This window comes from Acidovorax sp. GW101-11A03 (assembly GCF_059424825.1).
In genome coordinates this window covers 60,627-80,199 of sequence record NZ_JBWKZU010000005.1, presented here as the reverse complement: position 1 = coordinate 80,199, position 19,573 = coordinate 60,627, and the positions used below count along the sequence as shown (strand labels likewise).

At 69.5% G+C, this 19,573-nt stretch carries 19 protein-coding genes; 8 read left to right on the top strand and 11 right to left on the bottom strand.

What is annotated here, in order from left to right:
• Window positions 1-27: 27 nt before the first annotated feature.
• The 5 genes from AC07Z7_RS04140 (at window position 28) to AC07Z7_RS04120 (ending at window position 4,417) form a co-directional block, all read left to right on the top strand.
• The gene (locus AC07Z7_RS04140; RefSeq protein WP_094290124.1) at window positions 28-966 is read left to right on the top strand and encodes a branched-chain amino acid transaminase; all 939 of its coding nucleotides are present in this window, start codon (window positions 28-30) and stop codon (window positions 964-966) included.
• Window positions 967-971: 5 nt separating this feature from the next.
• Window positions 972-1,178 (top strand): zinc-finger domain-containing protein, encoded by a 207-nt coding sequence (locus AC07Z7_RS04135; protein WP_056057299.1) that lies wholly within the window; start codon window positions 972-974, stop codon window positions 1,176-1,178.
• Between the two features lie 3 nt (window positions 1,179-1,181).
• A complete protein-coding gene (locus tag AC07Z7_RS04130; RefSeq protein ID WP_094290226.1) occupies window positions 1,182-1,997 on the top strand; it encodes a glycosyltransferase family 2 protein in 816 nt (271 codons plus the stop codon).
• Entirely contained in the window at window positions 1,994-3,250 is a 1,257-nt protein-coding gene (locus tag AC07Z7_RS04125) for an O-antigen ligase family protein (protein ID WP_494765403.1), read from the top strand. The genes AC07Z7_RS04130 and AC07Z7_RS04125 overlap by 4 nt, the downstream gene beginning before the upstream one ends.
• Window positions 3,251-3,442: 192 nt before the next feature.
• On the top strand, window positions 3,443-4,417 hold the full coding sequence (locus AC07Z7_RS04120) for a glycosyltransferase (RefSeq protein WP_094290127.1): 975 nt from the start codon (window positions 3,443-3,445) through the stop codon (window positions 4,415-4,417).
• Between the two features lie 84 nt (window positions 4,418-4,501).
• Here AC07Z7_RS04120 and AC07Z7_RS04115 read toward each other — a convergent pair whose 3' ends face one another.
• Together AC07Z7_RS04115 and AC07Z7_RS04110 are read right to left on the bottom strand one after the other, a co-directional pair.
• The gene (locus AC07Z7_RS04115; protein WP_494765402.1) at window positions 4,502-5,599 is read right to left on the bottom strand and encodes an NAD(P)H-dependent flavin oxidoreductase; all 1,098 of its coding nucleotides are present in this window, start codon (window positions 5,597-5,599) and stop codon (window positions 4,502-4,504) included.
• A gap of 22 nt (window positions 5,600-5,621) precedes the next feature.
• The gene (locus AC07Z7_RS04110; protein WP_494765401.1) at window positions 5,622-6,506 is read right to left on the bottom strand and encodes a LysR family transcriptional regulator; all 885 of its coding nucleotides are present in this window, start codon (window positions 6,504-6,506) and stop codon (window positions 5,622-5,624) included.
• Between the two features lie 54 nt (window positions 6,507-6,560).
• Here AC07Z7_RS04110 and AC07Z7_RS04105 point away from each other — a divergent pair, with 54 nt between their 5' ends.
• Window positions 6,561-7,817 (top strand): YbfB/YjiJ family MFS transporter, encoded by a 1,257-nt coding sequence (locus AC07Z7_RS04105; RefSeq protein ID WP_494765400.1) that lies wholly within the window; start codon window positions 6,561-6,563, stop codon window positions 7,815-7,817.
• 22 nt (window positions 7,818-7,839) lie between these two features.
• Here AC07Z7_RS04105 and AC07Z7_RS04100 read toward each other — a convergent pair whose 3' ends face one another.
• The 3 genes from AC07Z7_RS04100 to AC07Z7_RS04090 all read right to left on the bottom strand — a co-directional run bounded on the left by AC07Z7_RS04100 (window position 7,840) and on the right by AC07Z7_RS04090 (window position 11,332).
• Window positions 7,840-9,099 carry a HAMP domain-containing sensor histidine kinase gene (locus AC07Z7_RS04100; RefSeq protein ID WP_494765399.1) on the bottom strand — a complete coding sequence of 420 codons (1,260 nt, stop codon included), beginning with the start codon at window positions 9,097-9,099 and terminating at the stop codon, window positions 7,840-7,842.
• 4 nt (window positions 9,100-9,103) lie between these two features.
• The gene (locus AC07Z7_RS04095; RefSeq protein ID WP_094290132.1) at window positions 9,104-9,826 is read right to left on the bottom strand and encodes a response regulator; all 723 of its coding nucleotides are present in this window, start codon (window positions 9,824-9,826) and stop codon (window positions 9,104-9,106) included.
• A 96-nt stretch (window positions 9,827-9,922) separates the two neighbouring features.
• The gene (locus tag AC07Z7_RS04090) at window positions 9,923-11,332 is read right to left on the bottom strand and encodes an AmpG family muropeptide MFS transporter (protein ID WP_494765398.1); all 1,410 of its coding nucleotides are present in this window, start codon (window positions 11,330-11,332) and stop codon (window positions 9,923-9,925) included.
• Window positions 11,333-11,467: 135 nt separating this feature from the next.
• Between AC07Z7_RS04090 and AC07Z7_RS04085 the strand changes: the two genes are divergently transcribed.
• Window positions 11,468-12,319 (top strand): M48 family metallopeptidase, encoded by an 852-nt coding sequence (locus tag AC07Z7_RS04085; RefSeq protein ID WP_494765397.1) that lies wholly within the window; start codon window positions 11,468-11,470, stop codon window positions 12,317-12,319.
• Between the two features lie 56 nt (window positions 12,320-12,375).
• Here AC07Z7_RS04085 and AC07Z7_RS04080 read toward each other — a convergent pair whose 3' ends face one another.
• From AC07Z7_RS04080 to AC07Z7_RS04055, 6 genes are all read right to left on the bottom strand, one after another.
• Entirely contained in the window at window positions 12,376-13,464 is a 1,089-nt protein-coding gene (locus AC07Z7_RS04080; protein WP_494765396.1) for a GGDEF domain-containing protein, read from the bottom strand.
• Between the two features lie 167 nt (window positions 13,465-13,631).
• Entirely contained in the window at window positions 13,632-13,925 is a 294-nt protein-coding gene (locus AC07Z7_RS04075; RefSeq protein ID WP_494765395.1) for a DUF2218 domain-containing protein, read from the bottom strand.
• 35 nt (window positions 13,926-13,960) lie between these two features.
• Entirely contained in the window at window positions 13,961-14,746 is a 786-nt protein-coding gene (locus tag AC07Z7_RS04070; protein WP_494765394.1) for an ABC transporter ATP-binding protein, read from the bottom strand.
• On the bottom strand, window positions 14,746-15,843 hold the full coding sequence (locus AC07Z7_RS04065; protein ID WP_494765393.1) for a FecCD family ABC transporter permease: 1,098 nt from the start codon (window positions 15,841-15,843) through the stop codon (window positions 14,746-14,748). Before AC07Z7_RS04065 ends, AC07Z7_RS04070 begins: the two co-directional genes overlap by 1 nt.
• A gap of 22 nt (window positions 15,844-15,865) precedes the next feature.
• Window positions 15,866-16,825, bottom strand: coding sequence for an alpha/beta hydrolase (locus AC07Z7_RS04060; protein WP_494765392.1), 960 nt, complete (start codon window positions 16,823-16,825; stop codon window positions 15,866-15,868).
• Window positions 16,825-18,000: an ABC transporter substrate-binding protein gene (locus AC07Z7_RS04055; protein ID WP_494765391.1), complete on the bottom strand. Its 1,176-nt coding sequence runs from the start codon at window positions 17,998-18,000 to the stop codon at window positions 16,825-16,827. Before AC07Z7_RS04055 ends, AC07Z7_RS04060 begins: the two co-directional genes overlap by 1 nt.
• Window positions 18,001-18,248: 248 nt before the next feature.
• On the opposite strand from AC07Z7_RS04055, the gene AC07Z7_RS04050 reads away from it, so the two are divergent.
• Window positions 18,249-19,244: a helix-turn-helix transcriptional regulator gene (locus AC07Z7_RS04050; protein ID WP_494765390.1), complete on the top strand. Its 996-nt coding sequence runs from the start codon at window positions 18,249-18,251 to the stop codon at window positions 19,242-19,244.
• Window positions 19,245-19,573: the final 329 nt, after the last annotated feature.

Below are 19,573 nucleotides of genomic sequence, written 5' to 3'. Positions count from 1 at the left end.
GCGACCCACAGCAACCAAAGGATTCCCATGAGCCCCGTAGTTCCCTCGATGGCCGACCGTGACGGCAAGATCTGGATGGACGGCCAGATGGTCGATTGGCGCGACGCCAAGATCCATGTGCTGACCCACACCCTGCACTACGGCTGCGGCGCCTTCGAAGGCGTGCGCGCCTACAACACCGCCAACGGCACGGCCATTTTCCGCCTCGAAGAGCACACCGACCGCCTCTTCAACAGCGCCAAGATCCTGCGCATGAAGATCCCGTTCACCAAGGAAGAAGTGAACGAGGCCCAGAAGGCCGTGGTGCGTGAGAACAAGCTCGAATCCTGCTATCTGCGCCCATTGACCTGGATCGGCTCGCAAAAGCTGGGTGTTTCGCCCAAGGGCAACCAGATCCACCTGATGGTCGCGGCCTGGGCCTGGGGCGCCTACCTGGGCGAGGAAGGCCTCAAGCGCGGCATCCGTGTCAAGACCAGCAGCTACACCCGCCACCACGTCAACATCACGATGACGCAGGCCAAGGCGGTGAGCAACTACACCAACTCCATCCTGGCCAACATGGAAGCCACGGACGACGGCTACGACGAAGCCCTGCTGCTGGACAGCTCGGGTTTTGTGTCCGAAGGCGCGGGCGAGAACATTTTTGTCATCAAGAACGGCGTGATCTACACGCCCGACCTCTCGGCTGGTGCCCTCAACGGCATTACCCGCAACACGGTGTTCCACATCGCCAAGGACCTGGGCCTGGAGATCGTGCAAAAGCGCATCACGCGCGACGAGGTCTACATCGCCGACGAAGCCTTCTTCACCGGCACGGCCGCTGAAGTCACGCCCATCCGGGAACTCGACCGGATCGAGCTGGGCAGCGGATCGCGCGGCCCGATCACCGAAAAAATCCAGAGCGCCTTCTTCGACATCGTCGGCGGCCGCAATCCCAAATACGCCCACTGGCTCACCAAGGTCTGAAGAACATGTCGCAAGCAACCGTTGAACTCCTGGCCAAGGACCTGAACGCCCAGGGCGGCGTTTTCTGCCCCAGCCCCAAGGCCGACATGAAGCTCTGGAACAGCCACCCCAAGGTGTACCTGGACGTGGCCCGTACCGGCGAGGCCAAGTGCCCGTACTGCGGCACGGTGTACCGCCTGAAGGCTGGTGAGCACGTACACGCTGGTCATTGATTGATGCCCGCAGGAACCGGCGGCGCATCGGCGCCGCCTACGTTGACCGTGGCGGTGTTGACCCACAACGAGGCGCACCGCATTGAGGCCTGCCTGAAAAGCGCCGCGTTTGCCGACCAGCTCCTGGTGGTGGACAGCGGCAGCACGGACAACACCGTGGCCCTTGCCCGGGGCCTGGGTGCGGAAGTCCACAGCCACCCCGACTGGCAGGGTTTTGCCGTGCAGCGCAACCGGCTGCTTGCGCATTCACGCGGCGACTACGTGTTTTTTCTCGACGCCGACGAGGTGATGACGCCTGCGTTCGCCCAGGAGCTGCAGGCCATCGTGCGCTCGGGCGAACAGGCTGTCTGGAGCATCCGCTGGCGCATGGTGGCCTACGGGCACGAACTGAAGTATTTCCGCTCGCAGTCGCAGATCGAGCGCCTGTTCGTGCGCGCGCTGGTCAAGGAGTTCACCGGGGTGGTGCACGAGCAGGCAGAACTGCTCCCGCTGCCCGGCGGCGGGGCGGTGCCGCGTCGCTTGATCCGGGCGCGGCTGCTGCATTACTCCCGCACCACGGTGCGGGGCAGCCTGGAAAAGCTCACGCAGTACGTGATGCTGGGCGCCGCCAAGCGCGCCGAGAAGGGCCAGCGCGGCGGCGTGCTGCGTGGCCTGGCGTCGGGGCTCTCCATGTTCCTGCGGCTGTATGTGTTCCGCCTCGGGTTTCTGTGTGGCGGGGCCGGGTTTCTGTATTGCCTGTTTGTGGCGCTGGAGGGCTTCTTTCGCTACGCCGCCCTGCACTATGACCGTGACAGCCTGACCGACAAGGTGATCCGTTGAAGGGTGCACAACACTGGTGGGGGCGCTGCGCGAGCATCGGGGCTTTCTTGGTCCCGGGCCTGGCGCTGTGTGTGCCCTCGGGGTATTCGTACGGCGCAGCCCTGCTGCTGCTGGCCGCGCTGGCGAGCGCCCCGGTGTGGTGGCGTCGCCCGGCACCGCGCACCGCATGGTGGCTCACGGCCGCGTTTTCCTGCATGGCAGCGCTGTGGCTGCTGGACGTGGGGGCCGCCTGGGGCTGGGGCAGCATGGACCGGCCGGTCAAGTACCTGCTGGCCCTGCCCTGCATTTTTTATCTGATGACCTTCCAGCCCCGTGCTGCCTGGCTGTGGATGGGCATTGCGGTGGGGGCCGTGGGCAGCGGGCTCGTGGGGCTCTACCAGACCTATGTCATGGGCCTGCCGCGCGCCAACGGTTTCACCAACGCCATCCAGTACGGCAACCTGAGCATGCTGCTGGCCGTGATGAGCGGCCTGCTGCTGGTGGCGCAGTGGCGGCGCTGGGTGCTGTGGCAGCGCCTGTTGCTGGCCAGCGCCATCGCGCTGGGGGTGGCCGGATCGGTGCTGTCGCAGTCGCGCGGTGGCTGGCTGGCGCTGGTGCTGCTGCTGCCAGCGTGCGCCTGGCTGCTGGTGCGCACCACCGGGCAGCGCCGGGTGTACTGGGGCCTGTGTGCGCTGTTCGTGGCGGCGGCAGCGTTGTCGCAGGTGCCGGCGGTGGAATTGCGGGTGGACGAAGCACGCCAGGAAATGCAGACCTACCAGCAGCATGGCGATGGCCGCAGTTCGGTGGGCCAGCGCCTGGCGCACTGGGGCCTGGCCTGGCAGATGGGCTGGGACCGCCCCCTCACCGGCTGGGGCCGGGCGGGCTACGCTGAAGAGAAGGCCCGGCGCGTGGCGGCCGGGCAAGCGCACCCCGTGGTGCTCGAATTTGGCCACGCACACAACGAAATCCTGGACCTGTTTGCCAAGCGCGGCCTGCCCGGCGTGCTGCTGCTGATGGCTTTTTATGGCATTCCGCTGGCGATGTTCTGGCCCACGGCGCAGCGCATCCGCGATGCCCAGGGCAAGATGGACCGCGAATCGCTGTCGCTGTGCCTGGTGGGTGTGCTGCTGCCGCTGTCGTACATCGGCTTTGGCCTCACGCAGGTGTTCCTGGCCCACAACAGCGGCAACATGTTCTACCTGTTCATGTGCCCCCTGGTGCTGGCGGCGCTGCACCAGCGCCGCGCCCGCCTGGGCTGCCCCCGTCCTCTGTGAGATGAAGCGACACCCCCCTGAGCCGCTTCGCGCCTTCCCCCCGCTCTCGCATTGCTGCGCAATGCGGGCAGGGGGACGCAGCCCTCGCTGCGGGGCGGACCTTGGCTTGCTGCCCTGGCTTGGTGCGCGCCAGTTTCATGGGCGGCGGATAGCGGGCAGCGCCCTGGAATACCCAGACGAGAGGTCTTTTTGATGCACATCCTGCTGGTCAACAACTCCCCCATCCCCGTCTACGGCTACGGCGGCACAGAGCGCGTGATCTGGGACCTGGGCAAGACCCTGGTGCAGCAGGGCCACCGCGTGAGCTACCTGGTGCCCGAGGGCTCGACTTGCGACTTTGGCCAGGTGCTGCCCATCCGGCCCGACGAACCCTGGGAGGGCCAGATCCCGGCCGACGTGGACATCACGCATTTCCAGTTCAACCCGCGCACCGAGCTGGCCAAGCCTTACCTGGTGACCGAACATGGCAATGCGCGCAAGCCCAAGCCGCTGCCGCGCAACACGGTGTTCCTCTCGCGCGACCATGCGGCGCGGTATGGCTCCAGCGAGTTTGTTTACAACGGGCTGGACTGGTCGGGCTACGGCCCGGTCGATTTCAGCCTGCCGCGCCCGCGCTACCACTTCCTGGGCAAGGCGGCCTGGGGCGTGAAGAACGTGCGCGGCGCCATCAAGGTGGCCAAGCTCGCGGGCGTGGAGCTGGACGTGCTGGGCGGCGACCGCATCAACTTCAAGCGCGGCTTCCGCTGGACGCTGTCGCGCAAGATCCACTTCCACGGCATGGTGGGCGGCACGCAGAAGACGGGCCTGCTCAACGCCTCGCGCGGGCTGATCTTTCCCGTGCGCTGGCACGAGCCTTTCGGGCTGGCGGTGATCGAGAGCCTGTACTTCGGCTGCCCGGTGTTCTCCACGCCTTACGGGGCGCTGCCCGAGCTGGTGCCCCTGCACTGCGGCGTGCTGTCGGCCGAAGCAGCCGTGCTGGCCGAGGCGGTGCGCAACAACCGCTTTGATGCCCGCGCCTGCCACCAGCATGTGGTGGAGCACTTTGGCGCCGAGCGCATGGCGCGCAACTACCTGCGCATGTACGAGCGCGTGCTGGCGGGCGAAACCCTGAATGCCCAGGCACCGGTCATTCAGGGGCCCGCACGCGAGCTGCCCTGGAAGAACTGACGGGACAGGGCCAAAAATCGTGGTCAAAATGGCCGTTTGCGCGCAATGGATAAGCGCAAACAGCTATTAAACATATAGCAAATCTCAGGCGCTGGCTGCCTGCAGCTCCTGCGCCAGCACCGCCACCAGCTCGGCCGCAGGCATGGGCCGCACCTGGGCCACGCCCTGGCCCGCCCACAGCGACAAATGATCGGCCCGGCCTGCCTGGGCGGCGGCGCGGCGCAGTGCGCCCGTGAGCGCGTTCTGCACGGGGTAGGGGGGCACGCTGCGCTCGTCGGCCCGCAGGGCATCCATCATGGTGTTGACGATGCCCCGCGCGGGCCGTCCCGAAAAGATGCGCGTGGTGCGGGTGTCCGTGGGCCCCGCCTGCGTCAGCGCCTGGCGGTAGGCGGGGCCGATGCCCGACTCGGGGCAGGTCAGAAACGCCGTGCCCATCTGCACCGCCTGGGCGCCCAGGGCCAGCGCACCGGCAATGCCGCGCCCGTCCATGATGCCGCCCGCCGCGATGATGGGCGTGGACGGCAGCGCGGCCACACACTGGCGCACCAGCGTCAGCGTGCCCAGCATGCTGGCCTCGAAGTCGTCCACCGACGGCCCGCCCGCTGGCGGTATGTCGTGCCCGGGTGACAAGAAGGTGCCCCGGTGCCCGCCCGATTCCATGCCCGAGGCGCAGACCGCATCCGCCCCCACGGCGGCCCAGGCGCGGGCCTCGGCCACGGTGGTGGCTGTGCCGACGACGTAGCTGCCCACGGCCTGCAGCCGCGCCACCTGCGCGGCCGAGAGGATGCCGAAGGTGAAGCTGGCCACCGCCGGGCGTGCGGCCACCAGGGCCTCGAACTGCGCGCCGAAGTCCTCGCACCACTGCGCGGGCCGCTCGGGTACCAGTCCGAATTCGGCATAAAACGGCGCCAGGCGCTGCAGCGCGGCCAGCACCGTGGCCTCGTCGGGGGTGGGCGTGGCCTGCACGAACAGGTTCATGCCAAAGGGCCGGTCGGTGCGGCGGCGCACCTCGGCGGCGGCCTCGGCCACGGCGGCGGGCGAGCGCATGCCGCAGCCCAGCATGCCCAGGCCGCCAGCCTGCGACACGGCAGCCGCGAGTGCAGGCGTGTCCGAGCCCGTCATGGGCCCCTGGATGATGGGCAGGGCAAGGCCCAGGCGGGTGGTGAGAGGGAACGAAGGCATGGGCAACTCCTGGTGAGATGGTTCAGGCGATGGAAGGGGCAGGGCGGGCTGCGCTGGCCAACAGCGCCGCCCGCAGGGCCTGCAGCGCGGGTGACTGGTAGCCACGCCGCGTGACCAGCACCGTGTCGCAACGGCCCAGCGGCACCCACCGCAGTGCGGGCGGCTCGCGCATCAGGTCGATCACGGCCTGCGGCACCACGCCCGCGCAGCGCCCGGCAGCCACACAGGCCAGGATGGCGTGGTACGAGGCCAGCTCCAGCACGCGGGGCGGACTGCCGCTTTTTTGCTGCAGGAAGGACTCGCCCATGCGGCGGTAGGTGCAGCCGTTGCTGAACGCGGCCAGGGTGTCCAGTTGCAGATCCTGCGGCGTGTGCACGGGCGGGTGGTCGGCGGGCAGGGCCAGCAGCAGGGGTTCGGTGAACATGGCGGTGTGTTCCAACGGGGCGTCGGCATCGATGCCCGGCGGCGGCCAGGCCACCAGCGCACAGTCGATCTGGTGGGCCAGCACCTGCTCCACCAGTTGGCGCGAGGGCGCGGTGGACAGCTCCAGCACCAGCCCCGGCCACTGCGCGTGCAGCTGCGCCAGCGGCTGGGGCAGGCGCGCGGCGGCCGTGCTTTCCATGGCGCCCAGGCGCAGTCGGCCGCCGGGTTCATGGGGGTGCACCGACTGGCGGGCCTCTTCGGCCAGTGCCAGCAGGCGGTCGGCATAACCGCGCAGCGATTCCCCCGCAGGCGTGGGCATCATGCGCTTGCCCTCGCGCAGGAACAGCGTGGCACCCAGCTGTTCTTCGAGCTGCTGCACGCGCGTGGTCACGTTGGACTGCACCCGGCCCAGCCGCTCGGCCGCGCGGGTCACGCTGCCTTCCTGCGCCACGGCGCGGAAAATCTCCAGGGCGGTGAGGTCCATGAATATTCTCTTTGTGAGATGATTTAAAGAAAATATATCTCAAAAAAGAATCGTATGCACGAACCTGACCGCCTGGAACCCCCCACCGCCTTGCCCCTGCCGCAGCGCCCGCTGGCGGTGGCGCTGGCGGGCATGGCCGCGTTGGCCGTGGCCATGGGCATCGGGCGGTTTGCATTCACGCCGCTGCTGCCCATGATGCTGCACGATGGTGTGGTGACGCTCGCGGGCGGCAGCTGGCTGGCCACGGCCAACTACCTGGGCTACCTGATCGGCGCGCTGGCCTGCATGGCTCTGCCCTGGGTAGCGCCGCGTGCGCGGCAGCGGTGGCATGCGGTGCGGCTGGCGCGCTGGGGGCTGGCCGCCACGGTGCTGCTCACGCTGGGCATGGCACTGCCGTTGCCGGGCGCCTGGCCCGCGCTGCGCTTTGCGGCGGGCGTGGCCAGTGCGCTGGTGTTCCTCAATGTCTCGGTGTGGTGCATGGTGCGGCTGGTGGCGCTGGGCCAGGCGGCACTGGGCGGCCTGATCTTTTGCGGGCCCGGGCTGGGCATTGTGCTCACGGGGCTGTCGGCCAGTGCCATGGTGGCGCTGGGCTGGCCCGCCGCCGCCGGGTGGGCCGTGTTTGGCGTGCTGAGCGTGGGCCTGTGCGCCGCCATCTGGCCCGTGCTGCAGGGCCTGGCCTTGCCAGCCCCTGCGGCTGCAGCGCAGACATCAGGCGTTGCGCTGCCGGGCCAGGGCCCGCTGGCGCGCACGGGGCTCACGCTGGCGTATGGACTGGCAGGGCTGGGCTACATCGTCACGGCCACTTTTCTGCCTGTGATTGCGCGCGCCGCGCTGCCTGCGGGGTCGCCCTGGCCCGACCTGTTCTGGCCGCTGTTTGGCGCGGGTGTGGCGCTGGGGGCGTTGCTATCCACGCGCACGCCCGCTGCGTGGGACCGGCGCTGGCTGCTCATGGCAGCCTATGCGGTGCAGGCCGGGGCTATCGCGCTCAGCCTGGTGTGGCCGGGGCCGCTGGGTTTTGCGCTGGGCAGCCTGCTGCTGGGCCTCCCGTTCACGGCTATCACCTTCTATGCGTTGCAGGAGGCGCGGCGGGTGTGGCCCGCAGCGGGCGACAGTTTTCCGGGCCTGCTCACCGCCGCCTATGGCATCGGCCAGATCGTGGGCCCGCCCATGGTGGCCTGGATGTTGCACCACGCGGCGACGCAGGGCCAGGGGTTTGTGTACGGGCTGGCCGTGGCGGCGGTGGCGCTGGGGGTGGGCGCAGTGGTGTACGCGGCCATGGCCTGGCGGTGGCCATTGCCCACGCTGCGCTGAACACGCCCAGAGCCTGCGTACGTCAGTGGGCGCCAGGCGCCAGTGGCAGGGTCAGCACAAAACAGGCGCCGTGATCGCCATCGGGCCGGTCCTGGCAGTGCACGGTGCCCTGGTGGCGCCCGGCAATCGAGCGCACCAGCGCCAGCCCCAGGCCCACGCCGCCTGCGCGTTCGCTGGCGCCCGGCAGGCGGTAGAAGGGCTCGAAGATGCGCTCGCGCTGGCTGGGCGGCACGCCCGGGCCGTGGTCGCACACATGCACCTCGGCGCGGCCCTGGCGGCGGTGCACCACCACGGTGATCTCGCCGGTGCTGTAGCGGCGTGCGTTCTCCAGCAGGTTGCGGATGGCCCGGCGCAGCAGCTTGGCCACACCGCGCACCTCCAGCGAATCGGGGCTCGCGCTCACGTCCAGGTCGGCGTCCACGCGGGCGCATTCCTCGGCGGCCAGGCCAATCAGGTCCACCAGCTCCACCGTGCCCACATCGGCCTCGCGCGCATCGAGGCGGCTGGCCAGCAGGATCTCGTCCACCAGCTGGTCCAGCTCGGCGATGTTGCGCAAGATCTCGGCGCGGAATGCGGGCGAGGGCTGCTGGCCACCCATCAGCTCCAGCCCCATGCGGATGCGGGTGAGCGGCGAGCGCAGCTCGTGCGAGGCATTGGCCAGCAGCGACTTGTGCGACTTGACCAGGTTTTCCACCCGCTCGGCGGCGGCGTTGAACTGGCGCGCCAGGTCGGCCACTTCGTCCTGCCCCTGCTCGGGCACCCGCACCGAGAGGTCGCCCTCGCCAAACTTCTGCACGCTGCGCTGCAGTGCTTCGAGCCGCTGCGTGAGGCGGCGGATGATGGGGTACACCCCCACCGCCACTGCCAGGCTCACGATGCCCAGGAGCCACAAGAAACCAAACGGCGGGCGCGTCCAGAACGCGGCCCAGCCCTGGTTGGGCCCGCCGCCCTGCCGCCCGCCTGCCCATTCGCCGCGCGGCTGGCGGGGCGCCATCTGCAGGGTGAAGGTCTGGCCGGTGTCGGATTCGATGCGGAATTCCACGCCCTCCCCGGGTTCGGCGGGCTGGCGCGTGGCCATGCCGCGGAGCAGCAGTTTGCCCGAGGGGTCGCGCAGCGCCATCTCGCGCGAAGGGGGCACAAAAGGCTGGTTGGTCTGTGCCTTCTGCTCCTCCGCCATGCGCCAGGCCCAGCCCACGGTGAGGGTCAGCACCGCAATGCCGCCGACCACAGCCAGCCAGATGCGCAGGTACAGGCGGCGGGAGAAGGGGGTGGACAGGGACACCCGGCTAGTCCTGCTGTTTGGCAAAGACATAACCGACGCCGCGCACCGTGAGGATGCGCCGGGGGTTCTTGGCGTCCTGCTCGATGGCTGCACGGATGCGGCCCATGTGCACGTCGATGCTGCGGTCAAACGCCTCCAGCTCGCGGCCGCGCACGGCCTCCATGATCTGGTCGCGCGTGAGCACGCGGCCCGCGCGTTCGGCCAGGGCCACCAGCAGGTCGAACTGGTAGGAGGTCAGGTCGGCCGGTTCGCCCGCTACCGTGACCGTGCGTGCGTCGCGGTCGATCTCCAGCGTGCCGAAGCGAAGCACCTGCGTGGCCGCCGCTGCACTGCCGCCATCGGTGCGGCGGCGCAGGATGGCGCGGATGCGGGCCAGCAGCTCGCGCGGTTCAAAAGGCTTGGGCAGGTAGTCGTCGGCGCCCAGTTCCAGGCCAATGATGCGGTCCATGGGGTCGCCCTTGGCAGTGAGCATGAGCACCGGCACCTGCGCCGCATGGCCCTGCAGCGAGCGGATGCGGCGGCACACCTCCAGCCCGTCCATGTCGGGCAGCATCAGGTCCAGGATCACCAGATCAGGCAACGGCCCGGCATCGGGCCCCTGCAACTGCGCCAGGCCACTTTTGCCGTCCGCACGGTGCGTGACCTGCAGGCCCGACTGGCCCAGGTACTCGCCCACCATCTGCGCGAGGCGGGCATCGTCTTCGATCATCAGCAGTTGGGAACTCATGGATTCATGCTCTCCGTGGGGCGTCTCGCCGTGTTGTCGCTTCCGTAAAGTTTGGGTAAACGGATTGCTTCAAAATTGATAGCTATAAGCGCTTGGTCATGGCGCGGAGGAGGCTATTTTGACTCTGGACGCCAGCCACACCAGCACCAGCACAGGCAGCCCCAGCAGCGCCGTTGATATGAAGAAGTGCGCGTAGCCAAACGCATCCACGTAGTCGCCCGAGAAGCCCGCCACAAACTTCGGCAGCAGCAGCATCATGGAGCTGAACAGCGCGTACTGCGTGGCCGAGTAGCTCACATTGGTCAGGCTCGACAGGTAGGCGATGAACGCGGCCGAGGCGATGCCGCTGGCCAGGTTGTCGGCCGAGACCACGGCAATCAGCGCCGTCACGTCGTGCCCGTGGCCCGCCAGCCACGCAAACAGCAGGTTGCTGCCCGCGCTCAGGACCGCGCCCAGCATCAGGATGCGCATCACGCCGAAGCGCATCGACAACACGCCGCCCACAAAGGCGCCTGCCAACGTCATGATCACGCCGTAGACCTTGGTCACGGCGGCCACCTCGTCCTTGGTGAAGCCCATGTCCACATAGAACGGGTTGGCCATGATGCCCATGACCACATCGCTGATGCGGTAGACGGCGATGAGGGCGAGGATCAGTGCCGCATGCCAGCCGTAGCGGCGCAGAAAATCGGCAAATGGCGCCACCAGCGCGCCCTGGATCCACTCGGCGGCGTTCTTGGCCGGGGGCAGTGCCACCGGCGCGGGCTCGCGCGAAAACAGCACGGTGACCACGCCCACGGCCATGGACGCCGCCATCACCAGATAGGCGGCTTGCCAGGCGCCGTTCTGGTACGCCACGGCGCCTTGTGCCGCGCCCTGTACAACGCCCTGCAGCACGGCCTGGCCCACGGCGGGCGCAACCTCGGCGCGGGCCGCGATCCACAGCACCCCCGCTCCGGCCCAGATCATCGCCAGCCGGTAGCCCGTCTGGTACGAGGCCGCCAGCGCCGCCTGGTGGTTGGCGTCGGCCGATTCGATGCGAAAGGCGTCGAGTGCAATATCCTGTGTGGCCGAGCCAAACGCCACGGCCAGCGCGCACCACACGATGGGCCCGAGCGTGTGGCGCGGGTCGGCCAGCGCCATGCCCACCAGGCCCGCCACGATCACCAGCTGCGCCAGCAGCAGCCAGCTGCGCCGCCGCCCCAGCGTGGGTGTGAGCAGGGGGATGGGCATGCGGTCCACCAGCGGCGCCCACACCCACTTGAAGCCGTAGGCCAGGCCTACCCAGCTGAGGTAGCCGATGGTGCTGCGGTCGATGCCCGCCTCGCGCAGGCGGAACGAGAGCGTGCCCAGCACCAGCAGCAGCGGCAGCCCGGCCGAGAACCCGAGCGTGAGCATGCGCAGGCTGGCGGGCTCCAGGTACACGCGCAGCGTTTGCAGCCAGGGGGTGCGGGCGGGTTTTTCGGGCGAAATGCTGAGGGAGGAGGAAGTGGAGGTGTCTGACATGGGCGGGCGGGGGTTTTGTCTATCATCGCCGACACCCTTGTCGCCCAGCCCCGTTGCCTCCATCTGGGTGGCAGACGCCGCTGCAAACCACAGGGTCGGTCAGCGCCGCCCATTATTCCTTCAGGTGTTCCTGGTATGTGCCTCTTTTGCCCCACCCCTTCTGCCGCGCCCTCGTCCCCCTGGTCCGCACGCCGGGCCTTTTTGCTGGCGGCGGGTGCTGCCGCCGCCACGCCGGTGATGGCGCAGGTGGACGTGGGCTCGTCCTCCAGCCTGCGCAAGCTGGTGCCCGCCGAGACGCTCGAAAACTCCGCCGCCCAGCAGTACCGCCAGATGCTGGAGCAGGCCCGCGCCAAGCGCGCGCTGGCCCCCGACAACCACCCCCAGCTGCAGCGCCTGCACGCCATCGCCAAGCGGCTGATCCCGTTCACCACGCCGTGGAACGACCGCGCCAAACAGTGGCGCTGGGAGGTCAACCTCATCGGCAGCCAGCAGATCAATGCGTTTTGCATGCCCGGCGGCAAGATCGCGTTCTATACCGGCATCCTTGACCAGCTCAAGCTCACCGACGACGAGGCCGCGATGATCATGGGCCACGAAATGGCCCATGCGCTGCGCGAACACGCGCGCGAGCGCATTGCCAAGACGCAGGGCACCAACCTGGCACTGCGCCTGGGCTCGCAGCTGCTGGGCCTGGGCGACCTGGGCCAGGCGGCGGCCGGGCTGGGCGGGCAACTGCTCACGCTGCAGTTCAGCCGCTCGGACGAGAGCGAGGCCGACCTGGTGGGCCTGGAGCTGGCCGCGCGCGGCGGCTACCAGCCGTCGGCGGCCGTCAGCCTGTGGCAGAAGATGGGCAACGCCACCGGCAGCAAGCAGGGGGGGCTGGCGTTCCTGTCCACCCACCCCTCGGGGCCTGCGCGCATCAAGGAACTGGAGCAGAACGTGCCCAAGGTGCAGGGGCTGTACGAAGCGGCACGCAGGAACGGCTGACCCAGGATCGGCGGCTCCGCAGGCGCAGGCCGGCGCGCATTGCCCGCCACCGGGCGTCAGCCCACCGTGACGCGGTTGCGGCCGCCGTGTTTGCTTTGGTACAGCGCCTTGTCGGCCCGTGCAATGGCGGCCTGCAGGTCGTCGCCGCTGGCCACCTGCACCACCCCGAAAGACATGGTCAGCGGCACCGGGTTGCTCTGGTGGTACACGGTGGTCTGTTCGATGGCCACCCGGATGCGCTCTGCCACCTCCAGCGCAGAGGCCAGGGGGCTGGCAGGCATCAGCGCCAGAAATTCCTCGCCGCCCCAGCGGGCGATCACATCGCTCTCGCGCAGGTTGCGGGAGAGCACCCCCGCCACCGTCACCAGCACCTGGTCGCCCGTGGCATGGCCATGGCGGTCGTTGACCTGCTTGAAGTGGTCGATGTCGCACAGCAGCAGCGCGACCGGCTCGCCCGTGCGCTGGATGCGCGCCAGCGTATGCCCTGCCAGGGTGTAGAAATGGGCGCGGTTGTTCAGCCCGGTCAGGGCATCCAGCGTGGCCTGTTTGAGCAAGCGGTTTTCGGCGATGAGGATGGTGCGGCGGTAGAACGCGGCCAGCGCCGCAAACATGCCAAACACCACGCAGACGTGGATGGCGTTGACGATCTGCTGCCCCTTGCCCGCCAGCGGCGCCAGGGCGCCCCAGTGGTCGCAGGCCCAGCGCAGGCCCAGGTAATAGGCCAGCAACGCCAGCACGATCGGCGCGGCATAGCGGCCAGAGTTGGCAATCACGACGGCCGGGATGAACAGCAGCAGGTAGTAGTGAAAACCGCTGTCCCAACCCACCAGCAGCGAACCCAGCGCCGAATGGGCAACCACCTCCAGCCAGATCAGCAGGATGCCCGCCGTGTTGTGCCGCCGCTGGATGAGCGCATGCGCGACCAGGTACATCGCGATGCTGCCCAGGTTGACCAGCGCCAGCGGCAGCGATCCCAGCCAGAGGAAAAGCGCGATGTACCCACAGTCGATGGCCGCTGCCGTCAAGGCCACCCTTTGCGCCATGGCCCAGTAGGCCTTGCCAGCCACGCTGGAGCCGCGCTGTGGAACGGCAAAGGGGCGCGGCGGGTGGGCTGTGGGGGCGGTGGTGCTTGCGGAGGATGCCATGGCGTGACGGGGCCCGGTGCGCTCCTTTGCACGCGGGTTATTAACAAAATGTCACATCCTAGAAAGCTGGCGGGTTGGCCATCTGCCGATCTGGCAGGTCAAAGCCTGCCATTTGCGGTATCGGGCCACCCCAGGCCGCCCTTCGGACCCGAAGGCCCGGCGCATGGCTACCCGGCCTGCACGGGCTGCCAGTCCACGGCCACAGGGCTCTTGCGCGAGAACAGCTCCACATGCGAGTCGATGGCGAACTGCACCCGCGCCAGGCTGGCATCGTCCTCGGCGCTGCAGTCGAAGTGCAGCGCTTCGCTGTCGGCGCGCAGCACACACAGGCCCCAGGGGAAGTGGGCCTCGCCCCGGTGCTCGTCGTAGTCCACGCGGATCTTGCGGGTGAAGTGGTAGCACAGGCGCTGCAGGTAGCGGCTGGCCTCGGGGGTGGGCACATGGCCCTGGCGTTTCATCATGGGTGGGTGTCGTTGTTGTGCGGAAAATGAAGGGGCTACTGCGGCAGCGCCGCATCGGCCAGCACCAGCAGATGGCCCTCGGAACAGCGCTCTACGCGGGCCCGTACGCCATAGGCGCGCTGCAGCAGCGCGGGGGTGAGCACCTCGGCCGGGTCGCCTGCCGCCAGCACGCTGCCGCCGCCCAGCACCAGCACATGCTGGCAAAACCGCAGGGCCAGGTTCAGGTCGTGCACGGCCACCAGGCCGATGGCGCCCTGTTGCCGCACCAGGGCGCGCACGGCCTGCAGCACCTGCAACTGCCAGCGCAGGTCGAGCGCGCTGGTGGGTTCGTCCAGCAGCAAGAGGCGCGGCGCACGCACGATGACCTGGGCCAGGCCCACCATCTGGCGCTGCCCGCCCGAGAGTTCGTCCAGCCGCCGCAGCGCCAGCGCCTGCAGGCCCAGCGTGGCCACCACTGACTCGATGGCCGCCTCGCGCTGGGCGGTGCTCCATTCGTTGCGGCTGGCGCGCAGCGCGCTCTGCCAGGTTTCGTAGGCCACGAGCGAGGTGCTCTGCGGCAGCGCCTGGGGCAGGTAGCCCACGCGGTGCAGGCGCTCGCGCGGCGCGAGCGTGGCCAGGTCGGTGCCTTCCAGCCACACGCGGCCCTGCGCAGGCCGCAGCCCGGCCACGGCCTTGAGCAGCGTGGACTTGCCCACGGCATTGGGGCCCAGGACCGCCACCAGCGTGCCAGCGGGCACGCCGGGCAGGGTCACGCCCTGCAGCACGGGGCGGCTGGGGTAGCCTGCGGTGAGTTGTTCAAGGGCAAAGCCGGTCGTGCTCATCACGCAGTCCTTCTTTGGCGCAGAACGAGCACCATGAACAGCGGCACGCCCACCAGCGCGGTGATGATGCCAATCGGCAGCACCACGCCGGGCACCAGCGCCTTGCTCAGGATGGACGCGAGCGAAAGCATCAGCGCCCCGGCCAGCGCGCTGCCGGGCAGGTAGTAGCGGTGGTCTTCGCCCAGCAGCATGCGCGCGATGTGCGGCCCCACCAGGCCCACGAAGCCGATGGTGCCCACAAACGACAGGGCGGTGGCGGCCAACAGGCTCACGCGCAGCAGCGTCAGCAGCCGCAGCCGTTCCACCGCGATACCGAAGCTGCGCGCCTGGTCCTCGCCCGCGCGCAGCGCCGTGAGCGCCCAGGCCTGGCGCGCCGACCACAGCAGGCACAGCGAGAGCACCGTGCCCACGATGCCGATCTTGGTCCACGTGGCGCGGCCCAGGCTGCCCATGGTCCAGAACACGATCTGCTGCAGCGCGTTGCTGTCCGCGATGAACTGCAGCAGCCACAGCAGGGCCTCGAAGCTGAACAACAGCGCAATACCGAACAGCACCACCGTGTCCACCGTGGCTCCCTGGCGCCAGGCCAGCAGCTGGATCAGCGCCGTGGCGCAGGCCGCGCCCACAAAGGCGCACAGCGGCACGGCCAGGTTCTCGCCCCAGGCCAGCAGCGTGAAGCCGCTGACCACGGCGGCCGATGCGCCCACGGCAGCAGCGGCCGACACGCCCAGGGTGAACGGGCTGGCCAGCGGGTTGTTCAGTGCGGTCTGCATCTCGGCTCCCGCCAGGCCCAGGCTGGCGCCCACCAGCACGGCCATCACCGCATAGGGCAGGCGCACCTCCCACAGGATCACCTGCTGCGCCTGCGGCAGCGCGCCGGGCGTGAACAGGCCGCGCAGCACATCGGCAAACGCGAAGGTGGAGGGCCCCAGCGCAATGTCGGCCACCACGCTGGCGCACAGCACTGCCAGCAGCGCGGCCAGCAGCAGCAGGCGCCTGCGCACGAAGTGCCGGTAGCGCTGTGCGAGCGGGCCAGCGGGCTGCGGGGTGGTGGAGGGCGGGGCCAAGGCGGTTGCGGAATCAGGCACGGCAGACATTGCAAAAAGAGGGGTGAAAGGCTCAGCGTGCCTGCTGCGCCAGGGCCAGGGCATCGACCAGGCTGGGTAGCATCACGCTGCCATGGTCCAGGCCGGGCAACACGGCCATCTGCACATGCAGCTCGGGCCATGCCAGGGTGGTGAGCTGGTTTGCCAGCGTTGTGGTGCGGTCCAGCAGGCGGCGCTCGGCCTGCACGGCGGCGCGCGCGGGCGTAGCGGCCGTTTGTGCATGCTCCAGGCTGCCCACGCGCAACTGCAGCCGGGCGCTGAAGGCGCGGGGCGCTTTGGCATGCGCCTGCATGAACTGCTGGGCCGTCTGCAGCACCTGGCCCTGGTTCCACCATACCGATGGGCTGGTGGCTGCGTAGCGGGTGAACAACGCCGGGCGCGTGAACAGTGCGTGCAGCACACAGAGGCCCCCGAAGGAATGGCCGGTGATCGTCTGGCGCTGGGCATCGACGGGAAAAGCCTGTGCAACGCGCGGCTGCAGCTCGCGCGCGATGAAGTCGAGCAGCCGGTCGGCGCCGCCCGCCTGGGGCGTGGCGCTGCCGCCCGGCGGCGGTGGGGTGTAGTCGCGCTGGCGCTCGGCGGGGTGGATCACCGCGTCGCCGGGGTGGCCAATGCCCACCACGATGGCCGCATCCGGCCGCAACTCGGGCGGGCGTGTGGCGTCGTTGCGGGTCAGCTGCGCGGCCAGCGCAAAGGCGGCGTTGCCGTCCAGCACATACAACACCGGGTGGCCCGTGGCGGGCGCGGGGCCTGCGGGGCGCTGCACCCAGATGCGCCAGGTGTGGCCGCTGGCCGGGTCGCGCAGGTCCTGATGGTGGGTGCCGGGCAGTGCGGCGGCGGGGGCCTGCAGCAGCTGCGCAGGCACCGCCGGGCTGCCGGTGGCGCAACCACCCAGCAGGCCCAGGCTGGTGCCAGCACCGGCGGCGAGCAGCGCGCGGCGCGTGCTGCCCTGCGCGGGGTGGGGCGCGGGCATCAGAGGCTGGTCCAGTACACGCCGGTCAGCGGGATCGGCTGGAACTGGGTGAACATCGTCTGCAGCGTGGCGCGCGGGTCCAGGTCGGCAAACAGTTCGGGGTGCAGCCATTTGGCAAACACCTGCACGGCCACCACGTTGAACGGCGAGTTGTAGTAGTGGTGCCAGATGGCGTGTGCGCGGCCGGGCTGTTGCACGGCCTGCAGCTGGGCGATGCCCCGGCGCTGCGTGGCGCGCAGCAGCGAGGCGCGGGCCGCCTCGGGTGTGGCGTCGGCGCCCAGCACGATGCGCAGGGGCGACTTCTCGGCCGTGGCCATGCTGCCAATGCCGGTGCCGATGTACAGCCGGGGCTGCGTGGCGATCAGGAACTCCGGGTTCAGCGTGCCATGCTCGCCGGGGACGCGCCCGCGTGCCACGTTGTCGGCGCCCGCAGCATCCAGCAGCACGCCCACCAGGCCCACCATGGTGGCGCAGCAGTCGTCGGCCAGGCCCACGCGGTTTTCCAGGAACACGCTGGGCTGGCGGGTGCCCGCAGGCAGGGTACGCAGGCGCGATGTGACGCGCTCAAGCTGGGCGCGCCAGAAGGTGTTGAAGGCGGCGGCCTCCTGGCGCTTGCCCAGCACGGCGCCCAGCAGCTCCATGCTGCGGGGGGTGTTCTTGAGCGGGTCGTGGCGGAAGTCCACAAACACCACGGCCACACCCGCCGCTTCCAGGCGGGCCAGGGTCTCGCGGTCGTTCTTGCTGGGCCCATGGCCGCCCGCCAGGCCCAGGACGGCCACCTGCGGGCGCAGCGCAATGGCCTGCTCGTCGCTGAAGCTGCTCGCATTGTTGCGGCCCACGCGCGGTACCTTGTCCAGCTGCGGGAAGCGGCTGCGCCACTGGGCGTAGCCTGCGGCGTCCAGGGTTTCGTAGTCACCCATCATGCCCACCAGGCGGCGGGCTACATCGTCCCGCTCGAACACGCCCAGCGCGGGCAGCAGGCGGCCCTCGCCGAGCAGGATGCGGTCCACTTGAGCGGGCAGGTTCACGGTGCGCCCGGCCAGGTCGGTCACGGTGTGGGTGGTGGTTTGCGCTTGCGCGGGGGCGGTGGCCGCAGCGGCCAGGGCGCACAGGAACGTGGCCAATACGCGGCGGGCTGCCTGGGTGGGCCGCCAGCGGGAAAGGGTCAAGGTCATGGATGGCAGGGTGCTTGCAGCCCAGCCCGATGGCGGACCGGATAAAAAGCACTATTGAGAATCATTTGCATTTATTATCGCAAGTTGCTAGCATCCCACGGGCCGGTGCCTGCCGTGTTTGCTGGGTGGAGAAAAACCTTTGCGCCACCGCCTGCTGCGGCCAGTACCTACCCGTCTCCATCCTCCGGCGCCATCGAAGCCCCGCCGCTCTGCCACCGTCGTCTGCCGAAACGCCTGTCTGCCTTCCCATGTCCGTTGTCAGCCCCTTGAACGTCCAACCCTCGGCCCCGCCGACGGAAGGCATGCAGGCGTCGCTGCAGCGCCATCTGCAGCGCGTGCGGGTGCTGCGCCCCGGGCTGCACCTGCATGCCGACGACACGGCCGACGTGCAGGACTTCACCGCCAGCGGCGAGATGGAGGCGGGCCTGCGCATCGTGCTGCTGCTGGAGGGCTCGGTGGACGTGAGCTATGGCCCGCGCCGCGTGGCCTTGTCGTCCGGCGCCGTCAGCCAGCGTGCGCGCGGGCCCGGCCTGCCGCGTGCACTGCTGGTGTCGGTGGCCGAGCCTGAACGGTTTGAGCGGCGCGGCCGCCGGGGCGCCTATGCGCGCCGGGTGAGCGTGGGCCTGGGCGGTGAATGGCTGGAGCAGGTGGCGGGCACGTCGGCGTCGGACGCCATGGAGGCCTTTCGCCGACAGCACCTGGCCATGCACCACTGGCAGCCCTCGGCCCGCATTGCGGCCGTGGCCGAGCAGATCACCCGCGCGCCCGATCTGAGCCCGCTGCTGCTGCATCTGTACCTGGAAAGCCGCGCGCTGGAACTGGTGGGCGAGGCGCTGACCAGCCTGTCGCAGCACGCGCCCGGGCCTGCACCGGCGCCCGCCCCGGCACTGGCCCCCGCTGCCGCCGCGCTGCGCCTGCTGCCCCATGAACACCAGCGCATGCGCGCACTGCACGCCTTTTTGCAGACCGATGGCGCCATGGACATGTCCCTGGACGCCCTGGCGCGCCAGGCGGGCACCAATGCCAACACGCTGCAGCGCCACTTCCGCGCCGTGTACGGCACCACGGTGTTCGACTTTGTGCGCGAGCATCGCCTGCAGCGAGCGCGCCATGCGCTGGAGCAGGACGGGCTGACCGTGGGGCAGGCGGCGCTGGTGGCGGGCTACAACAGCGCCGCCAACTTTGCGACGGCGTACCGCAAGCGGTTCGGGATGCCGCCGAAGCTGGCCCGAGCGAGGATCTGAAGCCCCCCTGAGCCCCCTTGCGGCTTCCCCCCTCAAGGGGGACGCCACCCGTGGCCTGGCAGAGCCAGCTCCACGGTGGCACTGGCGGGGGCGTGCCCATTGCGGGCGCTTAGGGAGATTGGACGCTCCCGATTCCTTTGCGGCGCGTTTCCCCCGGGAAGGCGCCTCCAACGTAGCCTGGTGGTGCGCTCTTTGCGGGCGGCGCAGGTGCTGCAAACATCTTTGTTTGCCGTGCAAACACAGGCCCATGGGCCGCGTGGAACCATCGCTGCATGCCGGATGAACGCGTCGGCACGCCTCGCAGCACATCCTGGGCGCCGCTTTTGCGC